Source organism: Streptomyces sp. NPDC002004 (assembly GCF_053593975.1).
The window spans coordinates 70,032-89,656 of record NZ_JBSFDP010000020.1; the positions used below are offsets into that span (position 1 = coordinate 70,032).

Here is a 19,625-nt window from a genome sequence, read left to right on the forward strand (position 1 = left end):
CCAAGCTCCCTTGCAGGCTATCGACTCCACAACGTCGTCACCCGGGCCAATGGCCGGACATAGACGCATTCGGACAACAACGTCAGACGCGCTCGGCCTGCTCCATGATCTGCGCGAGTTCGGCCAGGCTCCCGGCCTCGAACATCGATCGCATCGGCATGATCACACCGAGCTCCTTGCGTATCCGGCTTGCGAGTTTCGCAACGAGCACCGAGTGGCCGCCCAGTTCGAAGAAGTTGTCCTGCGGAGTCGCTTCTTCGATCTTCAGCGTCTCCCTGACCATGCCGCACAGAATCTGCTCGTAGGACTTCGTGTCGTGGGCGTCGGACACGGCATGCGGTGATACGTCGTCCGTGTCGGCCGTAGTGCGAAGTGCACGCTCGGCGAGCGCCTTGCGATCGACCTTTCCGTTCAGCAGCGTCGGGAATTTCTCGAGCACGATCACATTCGATGGAACCATGTGCTCAGGAAGTGCGCGGCGAGCGTACTCCCGCAACTCCGTTTCGGAGACGTCGTGCCGTGCCGAAGTCTTGACGTAGGCAACGATGTGCTCGGTGGCGACATCGTCACCACCGACGGCTGCGACGACGATCTCCACCGCCGGGTGACTTTCCAGTCGCGCTTCGATCTCTCCGAGTTCGATGCGGAAACCACGGACCTTCACCTGATGGTCGATCCGGCCGGTGAAGAAGAGCTCGCCGTCGGCCTCGTGCCTGCCCCGGTCGCCCGATCGGTACATCCTGCTTCCGGGCGGGCCGTAGGGATCGGCGACGAACCGAGTCGCGGTGAGGCCAGGACGGTTCAGGTAGCCGCGGGCCACTCCGCTGCCTGCCAGGAACAGTTCGCCCTCCTGGCCGTTGCGGAGGTCCTGGAGACGCTCGTCGAGCACGTACACCGCGCCGCCGTCCCAAGGCGACCCGATGGTCACCTCTTCCTGGACGCCGTCGACCGGTCCGCCGATCGACGCACCGACGGTCACCTCGGTCGGGCCATAGGCGTTGAAGAGGCGCCTGCCCCTGGACCACTCCTCGGCCAGGGACCGGGTGCAGACGTCCCCGGTGGAGGTGATCGTCCCGCCGAGCAGCAGGTCCTCGCTGTCGGTGATGCCCAGTGCCACCGGCGGCAGGACCGCATGGTTGATGTCGTACTTCAGCAGGGTCTCGCGCAGCGACTCTCCCGGCAGCAGTGCGTGCTGCTCGGCCATCACGAGTGTGGCGCCGTGCAGGAGTGCCAGCGCGAAGTCCCAGAACCAGGCATCGAAACTGAAGGACGCCCACTGCAGGACACGGTCGCCGGGGCCGACCCCGTACAGCCTGGCCTGAGTCGAGACCAGGTCGGTCACGCCGGCGTGACCGACCGCGACGCCCTTGGGGACGCCGGTCGAACCGGAGGTGTAGATGACATACATCAGATGGGCCGGCGTCAGCGGCGCCAGCCGCTCGTCCGCGGCGATGTTGTCGCTGCGCTCCTCCTCGGACGCGGCCTCGAAGAGCGGGTCGTCGAGCACCACCTCCGGTACGTCCAGATGCAGTGAGGTGACGCTTTCGGTGCGCAGCAACAGGACCGGCCGGGCGTCCAGGACCATGTGCGTCAGGCGCTCGGCCGGGTAACTCGGGTCCAGCGGCAGGTACGCGCCGCCCGCCTTCAGGACGGCGAGCACGGCGACGATCAGTCGGGTCGACCGTGGCACCGCGACCGCGACCAGCGAGTCCGGCCCCACGCCTGCCGCGATGAGTCGCCTGGCGAGTCGGTTCGCGGTCGCGTTCAACTCCGCATAGTCGACGGCGGTGTCTCCGAAAATGACCGACGGACTGCCACCCGACTTGGCAACCATGGACTCGAATAAATCCGAAACAGTGTTCAACTCCGCTCCGCCTCCGACACAGAGTTCCAGCATGATTGATGCGAAAGGGGTTCGCGAGCATGGCAACCCGCCGCGTTCTGCCCGCGTTTCGTATATCGGGGTCACCGATCGTCGGCATGGGACGCCCACGGGGACAGCCATCGTGCAGGGTGACAGTCATCGACGATGACACGGGGCCCCGCCCGCCGACCGAGCCGCGAAAGAACTCTTTCTCCCAAAGCTCACGAGGCGGCTGATCACCCCATCATGAGGCAGTGCCCGACAACGCTGCTCCGCCGCCCGACCGGTTCGATGCGGCAGCGGTTTGGATGCCCCGGACCACGGGCGATCAGGGGCGACTCCGCGAGTCCGGCCATCGCCTTCTGCGCAGAATCTTCCGTGCTGACCGTGGGGCGCACCATACGCTCGAGTTCGTCACGGAGAGAGGGAATCAAAGTGACCGATGAACTGAACTATCAGAACTACCTCGAGCTGGATACTTTGCTGTCCCTCCAGAAGCCGCGTGCCGCCGGATCCGCTGCCATGAAGTCCACTGTGCTGTCGGAGCAGTTCTTCATCATCGCGCACCAGGCGAGCGAACTCTGGCTCAGGCAGATCATCGCCGATTTGGAAGCCGTCATCGATGTGTTCACGACGACGGACGACACGTCGAACGCGGAGTGGATCGTCGATCTCCTGCATCGTGCTGCGGAACTCGTCGGCCTCCTGCAGAGTCAGTTGACCGCTCTCGACCGGTTGCCCCTGCGCGACTTCGCCCTGTTCCGGCAGCTGCTCGGAACAGCGAGTGGTGCGCAGTCGGAACAGTTCCACCGGTTGGCACACCTCGTCGGCAACGCCGAGCACGACGGCCCGCTGTACGAGTCGTTCGCCGCGTGGGTGGCCAGGTCGGGGCACACCGTTTCCGATCTTGCCCGGCGGGGCATCGATGCGGACGTCCACTACCGGATCATCGAAGCGCTGCTCGACGTCGGCAACGGCTATTGGCGCTGGCAGGTGGGTCATATCAGCCTCATCACGAAGGCGATGGGCAACCATGCGGGAACCGGCGGCACGCTGGGAGCCGACCACTTGGTCAGCCGCTGCACTCTTCCGTTCCCGGAGCTGCGTGAGCTGCGCAGCCAGGTGCACATCGGTCTCAGCGTCGCGACGTCGTGACCCATCGGCCGTGTCGACCGGTGGGCATCGCCCTGAGGGGCGTCGGCTCCGAGGTCTTCACGGTCGGCTGCTCGACCGCGTCGTCGCCGTCCGCGAGGCCGGCCCGGCCACGGCTCGTCGGCCAACCCTCGAACCGGTGTTCCACGAGGCGGCGGCGCCCCGGGGAGACCAAGTCCTCCGGCCGTCGGGCGTTACCGCCTCCGGGTCGACCGTCCGGCCCTGGATGCGGGCCAGGACGATCCGTCAGCACGCTAGAAGGGTTCGAGGACGAAACCGCGCCCCCAGACATTCCGCACTGCAAGCCCAACGACGTTCAGACGCCGGCGTAATCGCATCACGTGCAGGTCCAGTGCGTTACTGGACGAGCTGGAACCGGAGCGTTCGAGAATTTCGCGCAATTCAGTTCGGTAAGTTATCTGACCATATCGCGCCACCAGTGGTGCCAACATCTCACATTGCGTCAGGGAGAGGGTGACGGACGAGTCCTTGAAGTAGAGGACTCCTGCCGGGTCAAGCACGGGCTTCGACTTGAGAACAGCCCGAGCCGCCAACTGACGCACTCGGGCCTGGAGATCCTCCTGAACAATAGGTGGACGCACCCAATCCTCATGGAGGCTTAAATGCTCCGGCGGGGAAGCGCCGTGCTCGACCACCAGAAGACACAGATGCCCCCGGACCTTGCATTGCTCACGGATCTCGCTCTCCGCAGGCCAGCGGACAAACTTGACCCGATTCTTCACATCTACCTTCACAGGTATCCCCCATGGAATTGTTTCCGTCGGAATCGAGATGCAGGACCCTCAGCAGCACCGTTTCCCGGTCGGCCATCGGCATGCCGGCGGATCACCGCACATCGCAGCCGGGCGAAGTCGGTCCGACCGGGGCATCCGGGCGGGCCGGGTCTTTCCCCGACCGGCCCGGACGGGTCGAGCGCGGCCGAATGCTCCTGCGCCGACGCTCAAGCGGACCCGCCATCATGCGCAGCCATGGCCTCCCGCAGGCTCTTCGGCCGCATGTCCGTCCAGGTCTGTTCGATGTGGTCGATGGTCTGCGCCCTGCTCGCCGGTCCGTACACCACGCGCCAGCCATCGGGAACGGCGATGTCCTGCGGCCAGAGCGAGTACTGCTCTTCATCGTTGCGCAGTGCCAGATAGTCCCGGGTTTCGTCCTCGAACGGATTGGACATGCAAAACAACTCCCTCAGCGAGCGGAAACGGTCAGAAAGCAATGATGGTGAGCAGTCACTCCGTATCCTCATCGACCATGAAGCACCGTCGGGCCGGCCGCACGATGCTGGGAAAATTGAGGCGCTGGTTCACCAGGACGCCGCCACGCTCGAGGGCCGGATACGACGGGCGGCCGTCCTGCGAAAGCCAAATCCCAGACTTTCTGCCGCTGTCACTTCCCGCTGGTCTTCTTGAGAATTCCGCGATTCCGGCGCCATCGGATCCGGCGCACCGCATACATATCTGCATACACCTGGATCGGCAGCCGTGAACCACGCTTGTGATAACCGAAGGACGCATGGTTGAAAGCGGTGGACTCATCCGTTGTTGCGGATCGGGTCGGATCCGCGGACAGCGGGAGCCGTGCCGGAAAGCCTGTAGGATTCCGACTGGTCTCTTATCATCCGCCAGTCTCCCTCCGTCTGGATCCCGATAATCGATGTCGACATTAGCAGTCGGCGATCACGGCAAGAAAGATTCACTCCGCATTCATGCCTGTGTGTTTTGCATGTGCGGAGTGGCGAAATTACTGCTCGACTGGTTTCCGGCCTCGTGGGGGCGTGAATTCCGGCCTCGCCCGAGGCGTGGATTCCGGCCTCGTCCGGGCGAGGCGGACGCCGCTGCTGGTTGCCCGGGCCGAGTCGAGCAGAAATCACAGGACGCCCAGCGACAGGGGGCTCGCCTCATCTCCCGAGCGAACGTCAGCTCGAGCCCTGCCCGTCCTGGCCGGCGACTCCCGTCCGGCGTTCACCTGCGCGCCCGCGTACGCAGCGGCCTCCCGATGTCCCGGCTGAACTGCCCGTAATCCTCCGGGAGTTCATGACCGTATACGGGTCGGAACGGCCGCTCCGGCCCAGGCGCGGTCGACGTGGACCGAACTCCCCTGACCACGTCGCTGGTTGACGGGCCGTCAGGGACGAGCAGGCACGGTGGACGGGCCGACCGGCCCCCGACGGGTGGACGAGAAAGAGGGGGCCGACCGGCCCACCCGTCAGCAGGTTGGAAGCGTTCCCCGATCAGCGACCTCAGGACAGCGGCGTTGCCGACGTGGCCTGAGCGAGCAGTCCGTCGACGAAGGCCCGGAGTCCGAGGGCGTAGGTCTCTCGTGAGGCCAGCGTCGCCCACTGGTCGCCGAGGGCGGCCAGGCGCGGCAGTTGGGTCGTGCCGAGGCTGCCGGAGAAGGCGTCGCGGTAGAGGGGGCGTTCGTCGTCCACCCGCTCGCGGGCGGAGTGCGCGCGGACGAGGATCTCGCCGACCGTGTAGTACCAGATGCTGCGGAAGACGTGGACGGCCTGTTCGGGTGTGCATCCGTGGTCGATGGCTCCGGCCACGATGCTTTCGACCAGCCACAGGGCCGAGTCGCTGAGTCGGGCGATGAACCCGTCGGTTGCGAGGATCTCCGCGGCCCAGGTCCAGGCAGCGAGGGCATCGTGGATCGCGGTGGCGGACACGATGATCCGCTCACGCGGCTCGTCGGGCAGGTCGGGGTGCGGGATCTGGTCCGCGTATTCGTGGATCAGCAGGAACAGCAGGTCTTCCTTGTCGCGAACGTGGTGGTACAGCGTCGTCGCCCCGATACCGATCTCCGCGGCCAGCCGACGGATGGTCAGCCGCTCCCAGCCGCTCTCGTCGATGAGCCGACGGGCCGCGGTCAGGATCTGCGTACGGGAGGTCACGGGTGGTCGGCCGACGCGGCCGTGCGATGCAGTGGATTCGGACACCGTCCCATCATGCCCTTCCTCGGAACCGGGTGGCTTCGCCCTCTGTGCTCGACAGCCCGCGGACCCCGATGGTAATTTCAGAACGTGTTCGAAAATTCTACTGCAACGAGAGCGGCCCAGGGGGACTGAGTTGTGACACAGACGGAATTAGCAAGCAAAACGGTCACCGAGCGGGGTGGTCGGCCGGGGCTGACCCTCGCCGCGGTGGCTGTCGTCCAGTTCATGGTGTCGCTGGACCTGTCGGTCGTGAACGTCGGACTCCCTGAGATCGGCGACGGCCTCGGCTTCAGCGAGGTGGGTCTGACCTGGGTGATCCACGCCTATGCCCTCGCCTTCGGCGGGCTGCTTCTCCTGGGCGGCAAGATCGCCGACCGGTACGGCCACAAACGGATTCTGCTGCTCGGGCTCCCGGTGTTCGGCCTCGCCTGTCTGGCCGGCGGCTTCGCACAGGAACCGGGCCAGCTCGTGGCAGCCCGCGCCGTGCAGGGCGTCGGGGCGGCTGGGCTGGCTCCAGCCGCACTGGCACTGCTCGCGTCGACCTTCCCCTCCGGCAAGGCCCGGGTCAAAGCCTTCGGTGTGTGGAGCGCGATGAACGCGGCCGGTGGCGCGCTCGGTGTCCTGATCGGCGGTGTGCTCACCCAGTACGCGGGCTGGGAGTGGGTGATGTTCGTCAACGTCCCGATGGCCGCCGGTGCGCTGGCCCTGGCCTGGCGCGGCGTCGCCGCCGACCCGCCCGCCGAGCGCCGCGGCCGCCCGGACGTGCTGGGTGCCGTCCTGGCCACAGCGGGAATGGCCCTGCTCGTGTTCGGCGTCGTCCGCACCGACCAGCATCCGTGGACCTCGACGGTCACCCTGACGACCCTGGCGATCGCCGTCGCGCTGCTGGCCGCTTTCATCTACGTCGAGCGGACCACCGCCCGTGACCCGCTGATCCGGCTCGGTCTGTTCACCAACCGCTCGGTCGCCGGCGCCAACGCCTACAACCTCCTTCTCGGCGCCGCCATGGCCTCGGCCTTCTACTTCGTGTCCCTCTACCTCCAGCGAGTGCTCGGAAGCGGTGCGGCCCTGACCGGGCTCCAGTTCCTGCCGTTCGCGCTCGGTGTGGTCGTCGGCTCCGTGGTCGCCATCAAACTCGGCTACCGGTTCCCGGCCCGGAACCTTCTGATCGGTGGCGGACTGCTGACCGCGGCCGGGTTCGCCTGGTTCGGCCTGATCAGCGCCAACGGCTCCTTCGTCGCAGACGTCCTGGGCCCGTCGATCGTCACCAGCGTCGGATTCGGGCTCTGCCTCGCACCGGTCGTCTCCACCGCCACCGTGGGCGTGGCCCCCCACGAGACGGGCACCGCCTCCGGCATGCTCAACAGCACCCGGCAGATCGGCGCCTCCCTCGGACTGGCCGCCCTCGGCACGGCCGCGCATGATCGCACCGGGCAGACACTCACGCCCGGAACCCTCACCGACGGATACGCGCTCGGCATGACCATCGGCGCCGTACTCCTGGCCGTTGCGGTCCTCACGGCCATCACCGTGCTCCCCCGCACGAGCACCGCAGAACCGGCCTAGCACGACGACCGCGGTCTGTCCCGGACCGGGATCGGCCCGCCTGCCGCACAAGCGGTGGACGCGATGGTGTGGTACCGGTCCGGCCGGGAGCGACGTTCACGTCGGTCGCCGGGAACCTCGGGCCGGTCCCGAGACGCTGCGCAAGTCATCCGGGCCCGGCGGGCCGGCGACGACTGGCTCGCCGGGCGGATGCGCCACGGTGCACGCCGAGTGGTGACCTTGCGGGAGCGGTGGTCGAAGTAGCCGTACGGGACGAGGCTGACCTCGCCCGGGATGCGGCCGCCGAAAGGGTGCCGGGCAGCGGCACACGCCCTCGGCGCCGGCGCTCCCGATGACGAGCAGGAAGGGCATGCGGCCCTTCGCTCCGATCGCCGGGACGGCGCTCGGGGACAAAGGGCCCTCCGCCGCGGCGCACGACTGGGGTACGGCTCTTCCCGCCCGGGTGCGGCCGCCTGGGCGGAACAGATGCGGACCGGGTCGGCGACGAGCACCTCGGCGCCCTCGGACTTCGCCTCCGGTTCGGCACGCATCGTCGGGGACTTCTCGTCACTGCCGGACATGCACCGACAACGGGTTCTGCTCGACGGCCCGCCTGTCCGGGCGCTGGAGGACAGACCCCGGCGGCACAGGTACGTGCCCACCAACTGCTAGGGGGCGTCTTGCCGATCACGCCGGGCTCGCGAGCCCTGGCACACTTCCCCACTGTCTCAAGGACGTGGGAGACCCTTCCGGCCGCGTTGCCGTCGATCCCCGACTCCCCCGCGCTCGGCTGCGCTCACCGCGGGACGGGACCTCCATCGCGTCGGCTCCCGCCTGCACCATGCAGCCGTACTCGCATCCGCAGGACGATTCGAAGAGCCCGGGTGGAGAGAACGCCGCGAATGCAGTGCACCAACTCTCGCTGCCTGATCCGGCCTTGTCGGCAATGCCGCTCCCGCGCCAGAGGCAGCAGGCAGGGCCTCGTGAGCGGGGCTCACGCCCACGACCCGGGGCCGCTGCGGCCCGCCAGGACAGGGCCGCAGCGGCGGTGCCCCGGCTCCGTCCGCCCCACGGCTCGCTGCGCGGCCGCGGACAGGATCCGATGGTCGCCCGTCCGTCCACCGCATGGAGCGAGACCTTGAACAAGCCAGGACGTCCGCGGGGCGATGCCCGTCGGCCAGTGCGGCCGGCGCTCTCATCCGCACCGTCCCCTGCGCCGACGGAGCCATGTGCCGCGCGTCCGCCGCCGGTTCACCCACGCAGCGATCACACGTCAGAACCCCAACGGTTTCGGAAAGCTGGTTTCATGCAGCCCCGGGGTCAACACCCAGGCCGACCGGGTCGGCCGCGCCGTCTGTCGCGGGACGCGATCCTCAGCAGCGCTGAGCGGATCCTCAACGAGGAGGGGGTGGAACACCTGTCCATGCGCCGTCTGGCGAAGGACCTTTCCAGCACGCCCATGGCCCTTTACTACCATGTCAAGGACAAGGACGAGCTGTTGATGCTCCTGCTGGAAGCCTACACCGAGCGCCTGCCCCGGCCCGACCTCCCCCAGGCACCGCGCGAGCGGCTCATCGCGGGCGCGCAGACACTCCGTGACATTCTCGCCGAGTGCCCCTGGGCGGTGGAGGCGCTCAACTCCGACTGCGTGAGCGTCTCGGCGATGTGGATCGTGGAAAGCATGATCGACGCCGCGGTCGCCTGCGGGCTGAGCCCTGAAGAGGCCATCGACGCCTACCGTGTCATCTGGTACTACACCATCGGTGAGTTGCTCGTCCGCTTCAACTGCGAGCGCGCCCGGCGTCAGGGCAAAGGCACGCCCTGGGAAAGGGCCGTGCTCTCGTTGGACCCCGAGGCATTCCCCCTCCTGGCCCGCCTCGGCGGTCAGCGGAGGGAGCCCGCTGCGGGGCACCATCACCAGCGAAGACTCGAGGCCGTCGTCGACGGGCTCCTGGCCCAAGGCGCCGCCTGACCGGGAGACGGGGTGCCGGCGGCAACCGCCGCCCACCCACGCTGTGCCAGGGACCGGATCGGCTGCTACATCCTGCTCGACGAGATGGGTGCCGGTAACGGAGTCCGGCACGTCGGCAGCAGTGAACGGCACCGCCGGCAGCAGTCGGACGTACGGTCCGCGTACGAGATCGCGTTCATGACGGTGCGCCGAAGGTGCACGGGTCCGTGGTCGATGCCCACGCCCCGGTCTCGGCTTTCTTCACGTCGGTCGACAACGCCGGCGGAAGCACGGCGCTTTCAGCAGACGGCGCGGGACGGGCGGAGGAAGTCCGAACGGCCGGTCAACTGCGGCAGCCCGTCCCGCGCGGGCCAGAGGCAGCAATGCGGCGAGCGCGCCGCGGCCACGGAACCGGAGGACGGGAATGCCGGTACGTCCAGGGTCCGTTGAGGCCCTTGCCGACCGTTCCGGCGCGGTGGCCCGACGTGAAGAAGTCGTCGTGGGCCTGTGCCCCGGCGCTCGGACGCGTGCCGTGCGGGCGGCGGCTTCGGATCGATACCGCCCCTGCCGGGCAGGGTGCACATGAAGGAGTACGGGGCCGACTCAGGGCCGGAGCGGGGCCAGACCGGTCGTCGCGCGCGTCAGCGCTGCTCCGGGATCTCCGGATAGCGCGCCCTGATCGACTCGCTCGCCTTGGGGCCACAGGCGAAGGCATGGGCGGCGGTGTCGATCCGCCGACCGGTCAGCCGGTCCACCACGACCGGGTCCACCGGCACGCCCGTCTCGACGTCGACCAGGATGAGACTGCGGTCCTCCGGGGCGAGTTGATGATTCCCCCATGCCGCCATCACCAGGATGAGCGGGCGCAGTGCACGGCCGGCATCGGTCAGCCGGTACTCCCGGTCCTCGGGATCGGCGGCGTCGTCCTCGGTCTCGAGGAGGCCCTTGGCCACCACGTAGGCCATCCTGTCCCGCAGTACGTCGGCGGGTGTCTCCAGATTCCGGCGGATCGATCCGAACCGGGTATGGCCGTCGAAGACCTCGTGCAGGATCTCCAGTGTCCACCAGTGGCCGACGACCTCGACCGTGCGCGCCAGCGGGCAGTCAGGAATCCGCGCCTTCGGGCCGGCCGGAGGCGCCGGCTCCGCACGCCCGCCGTCCTCGGTGTTCAAGAGATCGCCACTCACCGTCAGCTCCCATTGGCGTTCGGAATCGTCCGGTGCCCAGCCTGGATCGTCGCGCCCGTCGGGAACGGCAACCGGAAAGAAAGCGGCAAGACCCGGACGCGGGCACGGCCGGAAGCCGTGGTGGGCCTTGCCGCAGCCGCCGGCCTTCGTCAGCTGCCGGAGGGTCGGATCACCGGCGCAACGACCGGGAGCCCCGGCTCGTCACGGCGCCGGGTTACCGGCCGACAGGCTCCGTCCCGGACCGGAGCAGGAATCCTTGAGCGACCAGTACCGCCGCATTCCGTACAGCAGCGGACTGGACGCCTGGTTCGTCGAGGTCTCCACCTGGAACACCTCCCCGAAGACGACGACATGATCTCCGACGGACAGGGTCTCGCTGACCCGGCAGTCCGCGATCGTGTGCGCGTCCTCGATCAGGTGCGGCACCCCGGTCTCCGGTTCCCGGACCCATGCGACCTTCTCGAATCGGTCCGGTGTGCCCGAGGCGAAGAGATCCGCCGCCGGCTCGGCCCTGTCGTGCAGCAGGTTGACCGCGAACACAGACGTCCGGAGCAGCGCCGCAAGCGTCGGGCTCTCCGCACGTAGGCACACCAGCAGGGTCGGCGGTTGCAGTGCGACGCTGCATACCGACGAGCAGGTCATCCCCCACGGATCGCCGTCCGCCGCGGCAGCCGTCACGATGGCGACTCCGGCCGGATGCCTCGTCATGAGGGAGCGGAACTCCGCCTGGTCGACCGGCGCTCTCACAACTGTGCCGGTTACAGGATCCGGCATGGTGTGCCACCTCCTCGCTTGGCCGCGCAGCCGACTACGCACGCGTCCCTTTCAGGTTGTGGACGTGTGCCAGGTAGTCCCAGTGGCTCGGCAGCCGTTCGACCAGTGAGGCGGCCTCGTCGCGGACCAGTCGCAGCTCCTTGGTCGCAGCGATGTCGTCCATCATCGCCAGGCCGGGCAGCGCACGTACGTCGAGACCACCGAGGCCCAGAATCATCGCGGTATAGGAATAGGGCTCGAACCCGTGGTAGTAGGGAAAGACGGTGTCCTCGTCGGGCAGTTTCACCCGCCACTGCTCGATGCGCTCGGCCAGTGCATCCGGCATCGTGCGGGTCTTGGCATCGCGCCAGTACTGGTTGTTGTCGCGCTTGGCGGCCACGTAATGCAGCACGAGGAACTCCCGCACACCGTCCATGACGTTGGCCACCTGCCGGTTGTACGAGCGGCGCAGCTGGTCGTCGTCCTGGCCGCCGGGGAAATGCTTCACCAGCTGTTCGATCGCGTTCTGGATGAAGAAGATCCCCGTCGACTCGAGTGGCTCGACGAACCCGCTGGACAGGCCGATCGCCACACAGTTGTTCACCCAGGAGTTCTCACTCCGACCGATCCGCATCCGAATGTGGTTGGCGGTCAGGTCGTCCGCGGCGGGGCCAACGAACTCGCGGAGCGTGCGCTCGGCCTCGTCCGGGGTGCAGTAGTCGCTGGCGTAGACGTATCCCGTGCCGATCCGGCCGAACAGCGGGATCGTCCAGATCCAGCCCGCGTCCTGTGCGGTCGACCGTGTGTACGGGCCCATGCCCTGCTCGGCCATCTCCATGGGCACACGCAGGGCGACCGCACTGTCGTTCGGCAGGGTGTCCTGATAGGACAGGAAGGGCACGCCGAGCCGCTTGTTGAGCAGCATTCCGCGGAACCCCGTGCAGTCGATGAAGAGATCGCCCGTCAGGTCGCCGCTCTCCTTGGTGCGGACATGCGTGATGTGACCGCGCTCGTCCACCCCGGTCTCGACCACGTCGTCCAGGATGTGCCGGACACCTCGATCGGTGCCGTACTTGGTGAGAAGCCTGGCCAGCAGTGTTGCGTCGAACTGATACGCGTAGGGGAACTGCGTGGTCTGTTCGGCCATGGTGGAACGAGATGCCTGCTCCGGCTCATGGCCGCCGATCTCGCGTCCGAACAAGCTTCCCCGGAGCTGTCGCGGCGAGCGCTTGGCGTCGCAGAGTGCGGCAATCACCGTGCAGTCCCTGTCGTAGTCCGCACTCGGCCTCTTGTGCAGCCACCAGTCGGCGAGGGACACGCCCTCCACCACGCGCGGCCGCTCGAACGGGTGGTAGAAGTGATGCCCTTCGGCCCGCCAGTTGTCGTAGCGGATCGCCAGTTTGTAGGTGGCGTGGCAGTCCGGCATCCAGTCGGTCTCTTCGAGTCCGAGATAGGAGAAGAAGTGGCGGATCGTACTGAAGGAAGCCTCGCCGACACCGATCGTGGGCACGTTCTTGGATTCGACGAGCTGCACGGAGAGTTGATCGCCGAACGCCGCCTTCAGATACGACGCGGTCATCCAACCCGCTGTCCCACCACCGACGATGACAACACTCTTGGCCATTGTTTCCTCACTTCCTTCGCGCTGACCCGACTTCAATCGTCACGGCCGCCGCAGTCCCGGAAGCCCCGGAAATGCGGAGGGAAAAGACCTGGAGAGAACTCGCGCACCGGCGCCGTCGGCCTATCCGGCTGAATCGGTCCGGCCGTCGCCGCATTCGTCGACGAACTCCAGGAGCCTGCGCACCCCGGTCTCGAGCGCGGCCGGATCCACACAGAACGCGATCCGGACCAGATGCCGTGCCCAGGGCGCGTAGTCGTGGGACACGATCCGCCCCCGGTCATCGACCTCGGGGCGCATGGCGAACCCGTTGCCCGGGACGACCGCGACACCCTTGCGCTCGAGCAGCCGGGTCGCGAACGTCTCGGCGTCCAGCCCGGTCCGGCCCACGTCCAGCATCGCGTACCACCCGCCGGCGGGCAGTTCACGCAGCAGTCCGGCCCGGATCAACGGTGGCAACGCCACGTCCCTGTTGCGCTGCACCAGCTTGCGGTTGGTCGCCGCCGCGTCGGACCGGCTGTTCAGTGCGGCGATCCCCGCGTACTGAACCGGAGTCGACGTACCGATGATGTTGGCTTCCTGGGCCACCTTCATGACGTCGGCGGCGCGGTCGTTCGCCAGCGCGACATAGCCCAGCCGGTAGCCGGTCATCGCGAAGCTCTTGGAGAAGCTGAAGACGCTGTGCACGATGCGCTCGGCAACCGGGACATCACGCTCGAGCGAAGCGACCGAGAGGTGCTCGCGCTCGTAGAGGAAGTGCTCGTAGGCCTCGTCGCTGATGACGTGCCAGCCCCGGCTGCGTGCCAGATCCAGCAACGCGGTGAGCTCGTCGCGCTCCAGGACGACGCCGGTCGGGTTGGCCGGCGAATTGATCAGCAGCACCCGGGTGCGCGGTGTCGCAGCGGCCGCGATCGCCTCGGGATCGGGCCGGAAGTCGGTACCGAGCGGATACAGCACCGGCCGGAAGCCCGCGAGCAGGCTCTGCTGCAGGTGGACCGGCCAGTGCAGTTCCGGCAGCAGGATCTCGGCACCGGGCTCGGCCAGCGACTGCAGGAGGGAGGCCAGGCCCTGGCACGAACCCGGTGAGATCAGTAGCCGTGACACGGCACTGTCCACTCCGTTGTCCGCGCGCAGCTTCTCCACCACCGCCGCGCGCAGCTCGGGCAGGCCCTCCACGCCGGTGTACTTGGTTTCGCCCCGTCGCACGGCGTCGATGAACGCCTCGGCGACGTCGTCGGAGGGGTCGAAGTAGGGGTCACCGACGTGCAGTTTCACCACGTCGACGCCGGCCTCCTCCTCCCTCGCCTCCGCTGCTCGGAAGATGCGGTGCAGACACGACGAGGGAATAGATCCAGCGGCGGACAGGATGTCCCGACTCACGCTCGTACCACCTTTGTTCCGTTGGCTGTTGTTCGGACTCGCCACACGTGTCATGCCGTGCGGCCGCCGTCGACGGGGATCAGTGCGCCGGTGACCCAGCCCGACAGCTCCGGGTCGAGCAGCGTGCACACCCATCCGCCGATCTCCGTGGGGTCGCCGAACCGTCCCATCGGAGTCGACGAGAGGAGACCGACCCGCAGCTGCTGGGTGTCGGCCCCGTCCAGACCGGTCTCGTTCCACATCGGGGTGTCCACCGGGCCGGGCAGGATGGCGTTCACCCGTACATCCGGTGCGAGTTCCCTCGCCAGCGAACGGGTGAGGCTGTTGAGGGCGGCCTTGGTCGCACCGTAGAAAGCACGCCCCGGCATGGACAGCGCACCGCCGACCGACGAGATGTTGACGGCGCTGCCGCGGTTGGCCCTCAGCTGCGGCAGTGCGCAGCGGATCAGTTCCGCCGGCGCACGGACATTGGCGGCGAACATCGCGTCGAACTGCGCGGGGTCGATGGCTTCGAGTCGGCCGAACCGGGCCAGACCCGCGTTGTTGACCACTGCATCGAGCCTTCCGAAGCTGTCGGTCGCCGCCTCGACGATCTGTTCGGCGGCGCCGGGTGCGCAGATGTCCCGTGCCACGACCGCAACGGCGTTCCCGTACAGATCTGCCAGCTCCTGCAGGGGCTGTTCGCGGCGACCCACGATCGTCACGCTGGCGCCCGACTTCAGCAGGCATTCCGTGATCCCCCGGCCGATCCCGGTGGCCGCACCGGTGACCACGACCGACTGTCCGGCAAGGGTCATCGCAGAACCTCCCTGTTCTCGAGAACCGTGACGATGTCGCCGATCAGCTCGGCCGGGTCCGAGAGGAACCGGAAATGTCCACCTGGCCAGGCCCGCACACTGAACCGACCGGTGCCCACCGCGGCCCAGGCATCGAGCTGCGCACCGTCCACCAACGGATCCTCGGTGTTGTAGTGACAGCGGACCTGGCAGTGCAGCGGTTCGGGGTCCGGCGCAGGCCGGTAGGTCTCGTTGAGTGCGATGTCCGAGCGGAGGACAGGCAGCAGCAGGTCCCGGAGCTCGGCGTCATCCGCGATCTCGGGCTCGATCCCGCCGAGAGACCGCAGGGCATGCCACAGCTCCTCGTCGCCGGCCTGGTGCGTGGTGCCGCCACCGGCCCGCCACGGCGCCGGTGAGCCCGACACGAACAGACAGTGCACGGGTCTTCCGCTGTCCTGCAGTACACGTGCCGTCTCGTAGGCGACCAGTGCGCCCAGGCTGTGTCCGAACAACGCGCAGGGGACCGGCTCCAGCTGCAACAGTTCCGCGGCGACGCGTGATCCGATCTCGGCGACGCTGCTCGCGGGTGCTTCGGCAATCCGGTCGGCGTGGCCCGGGTACTGCACAGCGAGCAGCTGGGAGTCCACGGGCATCGCGGACGACCAGGCACGGTAGGTTGCCGCCGAACCACCGGAATGCGGAAAGCAGACCAGCCGGTCGGCCGGGCTCTCCACACTGTTGAGGGCCCTCACCCAGCCTCGGTCACGCGTTCGTATGCGATTCACGCCACCGAGCTTCACCGAAACCCTCGGCCTGCCAGCGGCAATCTGTCAAAGCTCTGTCGGGCGCGACGCGGCTTCCGGCCTCTTGCCCGAATCTGAAGGCGTCGCAACCCTAGGAGGACACATGCTGGACGGGTTCGTGCCCTGGCCACCCGGCTTCGCCGACCGATACCGCCGTGCCGGCTACTGGAACGGTATCCCGCTGCGGCAGCTGCTCGCCGACAGCGCCGGGCGCCACCCGGACAAGGTCGCCGCCGTGGACGCGACACGCCGCCTCACCTATGCGGAGCTGGTCGAGGAGGCCGACCGGATCGCGTCCGGCCTGCTGGATCTCGGCATCGGCAGTCACGACCGGGTGGTGGTGCACCTGCCGAACAGGATCGGCTTCCTGTCCACCGTGTTCGCCCTGTTCGGCATCGGTGCGATCCCTGTGCTGGCACTGCCGGGTCATCGCCGCGACGAGATCCTCCACCTGGTGCGCTCGTCGGATGCGGTGGCCTATGTCGGCCCGGACCGGTTCCAGGGCTTCGACTACCGGACGCTGGCTCGTGAGGTCCGCCGTGACGCACCGGGTCTGCGCCACATCGTGATCGCGGGCGAGGCCGGGGAGTTCACACCGCTGTCGGAGCTCGCGCGCTCCCACGTACGGGAACTGCCGCCGGTCGACTCGTCCGAGGTGGCACTGCTGCTGCTGTCGGGCGGAACCACCGGTGTGCCGAAGCTCATTCCCCGCACCCATGACGACTACGCGTACAACATCTCCGCATGCGCCCGGGTCGTGGAATTCGACGACAGCGGCGTCTACCTTGCCGCAAACCCCGTGCCGCACAACGCCGCACTCGGCTGTCCCGGGGCGCTGGGTGCGCTGCTCGTCGGCGGCAAGGCCGTGCTGGCCGCCAACCCCAGTCCCGACCATGTGTTTCCGTTGATCGAGCAGGAGGGCGTCACCCTCACGACGCTGGTGCCCGCGTTGGCCCTGCTGTGGGCGGAAGCGGCCCGCACCACCCCGGTCGACATGACCGGCATGACCATACAGGTGGGCAGCTCGAAATTCGGACCCGCAGCGGCGGAGCGGGTGAGCGCGAGTCTGGGGTGCCGCATCATGAACGTGTACGGCATCGGTGAGGGTCTGATCACCCATACGCGCTTCGACGATCCGCCGGAGGTCGTCTTCGGCACCGAGGGCAGGCCCGTGTGTCCGGACGACGAGATCCGGATCGTCGACACCGACGACAACGACGTCTCCCCCGGTGACACGGGCGAGTTGCTCACCCGTGGTCCGTACACGATCCGGGGCTACTTCGCCGCGCCGGAACACAATCGCCGGGCGTTCACCACGGACGGCTTCTATCGGACCGGCGATCTGGCCCGGATGACCGACGACGGCAATGTCGTCATCGAGGGCCGGCTCAAGGACATCATCCATCATCTCGGCGAGAAGGTGTCGGCCGAGGAGGTGGAAGGCCATGTGCTCACCCACCCTCTGGTCCGGGACACCGCCGTGGTCGGCATCCCGGACGATGAGCTCGACGAACGTCTCTGCGTGTTCGTGGTACTCGGCAGCGACGCGGGCGCCGCGGCGGCGCAGCTCTCGCTGCGCACGATCAGGGAGCACATCCGCGATCGTGGGCTGGCGTCCTACAAGCTGCCGGACGAGCTGATCGTGGTCCCCGACCTCCCCCGCACTCCGGTCGGCAAGATCGACAAGAAGTCGCTGCGCCTTCTCCGCCCGCGCGTCGAGGCCGGGTGACGGACCGGAGCGGCCTTGACGGTGTCGGCGGAGCCGGAGGGGGCCACCAGCCGTGCATGCCCGGCGGCGTGCACGGCGTGAAGCGGCGGGGACCGGACCCGGGGCATGAGCCACCGGGCCGGTCCCCGGCTCCGTCTGTGGTGTCAGCGGCTTTCGAAGTGAACCGGCAGGCTGTCGTATCCGGTGAGGAAGTTCGAGTAGATGGGGCGGGGCGTACCACGTAGCTCCATCCGTGCGACGCCGGCCACCAGGGCGCTCAGCAGCGCCTGCAGCTCCGCTCGGCCGAGGAAGGCGCCCAGGCAGTAGTGAGGGCCGTGGCCGAAGGAGAGATGCCTGTTCGGCGAGCGGGACAGGGTGAATCGGCGTGGCCGAGCGAAGACCGACTCGTCGTTGTTGGCCGATATGTTCCACAGGGTGACGATGTCGCCCCGGCGCACCTTCGTTCCACCGATGTCGAGATCCTGAACGGCGGTACGAGCCAGGTGCATGCCCGGTGTCGACCAGCGAATCACCTCCTCCACCGCCGACTCGAAGGAGACTTCGCCCGTCCGCAGGGCATGCCACTCACCGGGATTCTCGATGAGGGCGAGCACCGCGCGGATCGCCGATATCCGGGATGTCTCGTCGCCGCCGAGAATCAGGCTGTAGCAGTTGACGGCGATTTCCTCGACAGTGAGCGGGCGGCCTTCGATCTCCGCGGTCGCGAGCATGCTGATCACGTCCGTGCCGGGGTTGTCCCGCCGTTCCTGTGCCAGCTCCATGAAATAGAGCACTATTTCGTTGCGGGCGCTGAGCGCATCGAGCTCACTGCTGTCGGCCCGGCCCGACGACAGCGCCATCTTGTTCCACTGCAACAGGTCTTTGCGGTCCACAGAGGGAATGGACAGCAGGTCGCAGATCGTGTTCATCGGCACCTGCTCGGCGACCTCGGCGGCGAAGTCGAACGTGTCCAGCCCGACGACTGTCGACACCAGCTCGGTCGTGCGTTGCCGGACCTTCTCGACGACCTCGCCGAGTACCCGTGGGGTGAACGCGCTGAACATGAGATTGCGCAGGTGCCGGTGACGCGGGCCGTCGGTGACTGCCAGCATGCTCCCGCCTGCGGAGTCGTCGCCGCGCAGCACCACGTCGAGGACGTTTCCCCTGGCGGAACTCAAGGCCGCGTTGTGGTACGACGACTGGATGTCGGCATATCGGGACACCACCCAGAATCCCGGGTTTCGGTCCGTGGGTTCGTGCCAGTGGACGGGACGCTCGGCACGCACTTCACGCCAGAACTCGTGGACGTCGTTATCGACGAATGTGGCAGGATCGGTGAGATCCAGGGAACGAACACTGAGAGCGGACTGACTCATTGGCCGATGGTGACAGGTTCACCCCGCCCGCTGCCCGGACTCTTGCCGGTTCCTTTCCACTGTTCTTTAGGCGTATTACGGCGAAACGGCTGAGCCGGCCATCGCTACGCGGTGACCGGCTCGGCCCGATCGGGTGGGCGACGCAGTCCGGCTGCGTGCCGTGGTCCCCGGCCTCACTCAGGCCCGGGCGCCGGCCCCCGACCCCATGCGCTCGCGGCACGCGAACTTCGTCGCCTCCACGGTGCTACGGGCCAAGGCCACGGCGTCGTGCAGGAGGTCGGTATGGGTGGCGTGACCGTCCGGGCTGTCCTGCTGTGTACGCAGCAGGACAGCCGCGCACGAGAGGGCGTCGCAGGCGGCGCTGACCTCCGCCGGAATGCGCAGCCGACGCGAGTCGCGAAGCTCCAGAGCCAGCCTCTCCAGCTGTTGAACGACCGTCGTGAGCTCCACGGCGGTCTCATGGACGGCAGACATAGAACGACTCCAATCCCCAACCCCGGCGCCGGGGGGGCGGCGGGGGGGGGGGCCGCGCCCGCCACGACCATGGAACTCGGACTGCCGG

At 67.8% G+C, this 19,625-nt stretch carries 16 protein-coding genes; 4 read left to right on the forward strand and 12 right to left on the reverse strand.

Annotated features, from left to right (window positions below; translation table 11 throughout):
* Positions 1 to 82: 82 nt before the first annotated feature.
* Entirely contained in the window at positions 83 to 1,864 is a 1,782-nt protein-coding gene (locus tag ACWCP6_RS25270) for a non-ribosomal peptide synthetase (protein ID WP_450934822.1), read from the reverse strand.
* Between the two features lie 435 nt (positions 1,865 to 2,299).
* Here ACWCP6_RS25270 and ACWCP6_RS25275 point away from each other — a divergent pair, with 435 nt between their 5' ends.
* The gene (locus ACWCP6_RS25275) at positions 2,300 to 3,019 is read left to right on the forward strand and encodes a tryptophan 2,3-dioxygenase family protein (protein WP_450934823.1); all 720 of its coding nucleotides are present in this window, start codon (positions 2,300 to 2,302) and stop codon (positions 3,017 to 3,019) included.
* A gap of 251 nt (positions 3,020 to 3,270) precedes the next feature.
* Here the strand turns inward: ACWCP6_RS25275 and ACWCP6_RS25280 are convergent, their stop codons facing one another.
* The 3 genes from ACWCP6_RS25280 to ACWCP6_RS25290 all read right to left on the reverse strand — a co-directional run bounded on the left by ACWCP6_RS25280 (position 3,271) and on the right by ACWCP6_RS25290 (position 5,966).
* A complete protein-coding gene (locus ACWCP6_RS25280; protein WP_450934824.1) occupies positions 3,271 to 3,771 on the reverse strand; it encodes a winged helix-turn-helix domain-containing protein in 501 nt (166 codons plus the stop codon).
* Between the two features lie 206 nt (positions 3,772 to 3,977).
* Positions 3,978 to 4,205 carry an MbtH family protein gene (locus tag ACWCP6_RS25285; RefSeq protein WP_450934825.1) on the reverse strand — a complete coding sequence of 76 codons (228 nt, stop codon included), beginning with the start codon at positions 4,203 to 4,205 and terminating at the stop codon, positions 3,978 to 3,980.
* A gap of 1,065 nt (positions 4,206 to 5,270) precedes the next feature.
* Positions 5,271 to 5,966 (reverse strand): TetR/AcrR family transcriptional regulator, encoded by a 696-nt coding sequence (locus tag ACWCP6_RS25290; protein WP_450934826.1) that lies wholly within the window; start codon positions 5,964 to 5,966, stop codon positions 5,271 to 5,273.
* 204 nt (positions 5,967 to 6,170) lie between these two features.
* Between ACWCP6_RS25290 and ACWCP6_RS25295 the strand changes: the two genes are divergently transcribed.
* Both ACWCP6_RS25295 and ACWCP6_RS25300 read left to right on the forward strand, forming a co-directional pair.
* Entirely contained in the window at positions 6,171 to 7,529 is a 1,359-nt protein-coding gene (locus ACWCP6_RS25295) for an MFS transporter (RefSeq protein ID WP_450934827.1), read from the forward strand.
* Positions 7,530 to 8,814: 1,285 nt separating this feature from the next.
* On the forward strand, positions 8,815 to 9,480 hold the full coding sequence (locus ACWCP6_RS25300) for a TetR/AcrR family transcriptional regulator (protein WP_450934828.1): 666 nt from the start codon (positions 8,815 to 8,817) through the stop codon (positions 9,478 to 9,480).
* A 620-nt stretch (positions 9,481 to 10,100) separates the two neighbouring features.
* Here the strand turns inward: ACWCP6_RS25300 and ACWCP6_RS25305 are convergent.
* From ACWCP6_RS25305 to ACWCP6_RS25330, 6 genes are all read right to left on the reverse strand, one after another.
* The gene (locus tag ACWCP6_RS25305; RefSeq protein ID WP_450934829.1) at positions 10,101 to 10,646 is read right to left on the reverse strand and encodes a winged helix-turn-helix transcriptional regulator; all 546 of its coding nucleotides are present in this window, start codon (positions 10,644 to 10,646) and stop codon (positions 10,101 to 10,103) included.
* 201 nt (positions 10,647 to 10,847) lie between these two features.
* Positions 10,848 to 11,420: a flavin reductase family protein gene (locus ACWCP6_RS25310; protein WP_450934830.1), complete on the reverse strand. Its 573-nt coding sequence runs from the start codon at positions 11,418 to 11,420 to the stop codon at positions 10,848 to 10,850.
* 34 nt (positions 11,421 to 11,454) lie between these two features.
* Complete coding sequence (locus ACWCP6_RS25315) at positions 11,455 to 13,023, reverse strand: tryptophan halogenase family protein (RefSeq protein ID WP_450934831.1); 1,569 nt, start codon at positions 13,021 to 13,023, stop codon at positions 11,455 to 11,457.
* Positions 13,024 to 13,143: 120 nt separating this feature from the next.
* On the reverse strand, positions 13,144 to 14,400 hold the full coding sequence (locus ACWCP6_RS25320; protein ID WP_450934832.1) for a pyridoxal phosphate-dependent aminotransferase: 1,257 nt from the start codon (positions 14,398 to 14,400) through the stop codon (positions 13,144 to 13,146).
* A 50-nt stretch (positions 14,401 to 14,450) separates the two neighbouring features.
* Positions 14,451 to 15,197 carry an SDR family NAD(P)-dependent oxidoreductase gene (locus tag ACWCP6_RS25325; protein WP_450934833.1) on the reverse strand — a complete coding sequence of 249 codons (747 nt, stop codon included), beginning with the start codon at positions 15,195 to 15,197 and terminating at the stop codon, positions 14,451 to 14,453.
* Positions 15,194 to 15,961, reverse strand: coding sequence for a thioesterase II family protein (locus ACWCP6_RS25330; protein WP_450934834.1), 768 nt, complete (start codon positions 15,959 to 15,961; stop codon positions 15,194 to 15,196). The genes ACWCP6_RS25325 and ACWCP6_RS25330 overlap by 4 nt, the downstream gene beginning before the upstream one ends.
* Before the next feature lie 121 nt (positions 15,962 to 16,082).
* Between ACWCP6_RS25330 and ACWCP6_RS25335 the strand changes: the two genes are divergently transcribed.
* Positions 16,083 to 17,708 (forward strand): (2,3-dihydroxybenzoyl)adenylate synthase, encoded by a 1,626-nt coding sequence (locus ACWCP6_RS25335; RefSeq protein ID WP_450934835.1) that lies wholly within the window; start codon positions 16,083 to 16,085, stop codon positions 17,706 to 17,708.
* Positions 17,709 to 17,851: 143 nt separating this feature from the next.
* On the opposite strand, the gene ACWCP6_RS25340 is transcribed toward ACWCP6_RS25335, so the two are convergent.
* Entirely contained in the window at positions 17,852 to 19,063 is a 1,212-nt protein-coding gene (locus ACWCP6_RS25340; protein WP_450934836.1) for a cytochrome P450, read from the reverse strand.
* 177 nt (positions 19,064 to 19,240) lie between these two features.
* A complete protein-coding gene (locus tag ACWCP6_RS25345) occupies positions 19,241 to 19,537 on the reverse strand; it encodes a hypothetical protein (protein ID WP_450934837.1) in 297 nt (98 codons plus the stop codon).
* Positions 19,538 to 19,625 lie beyond the last annotated feature (88 nt).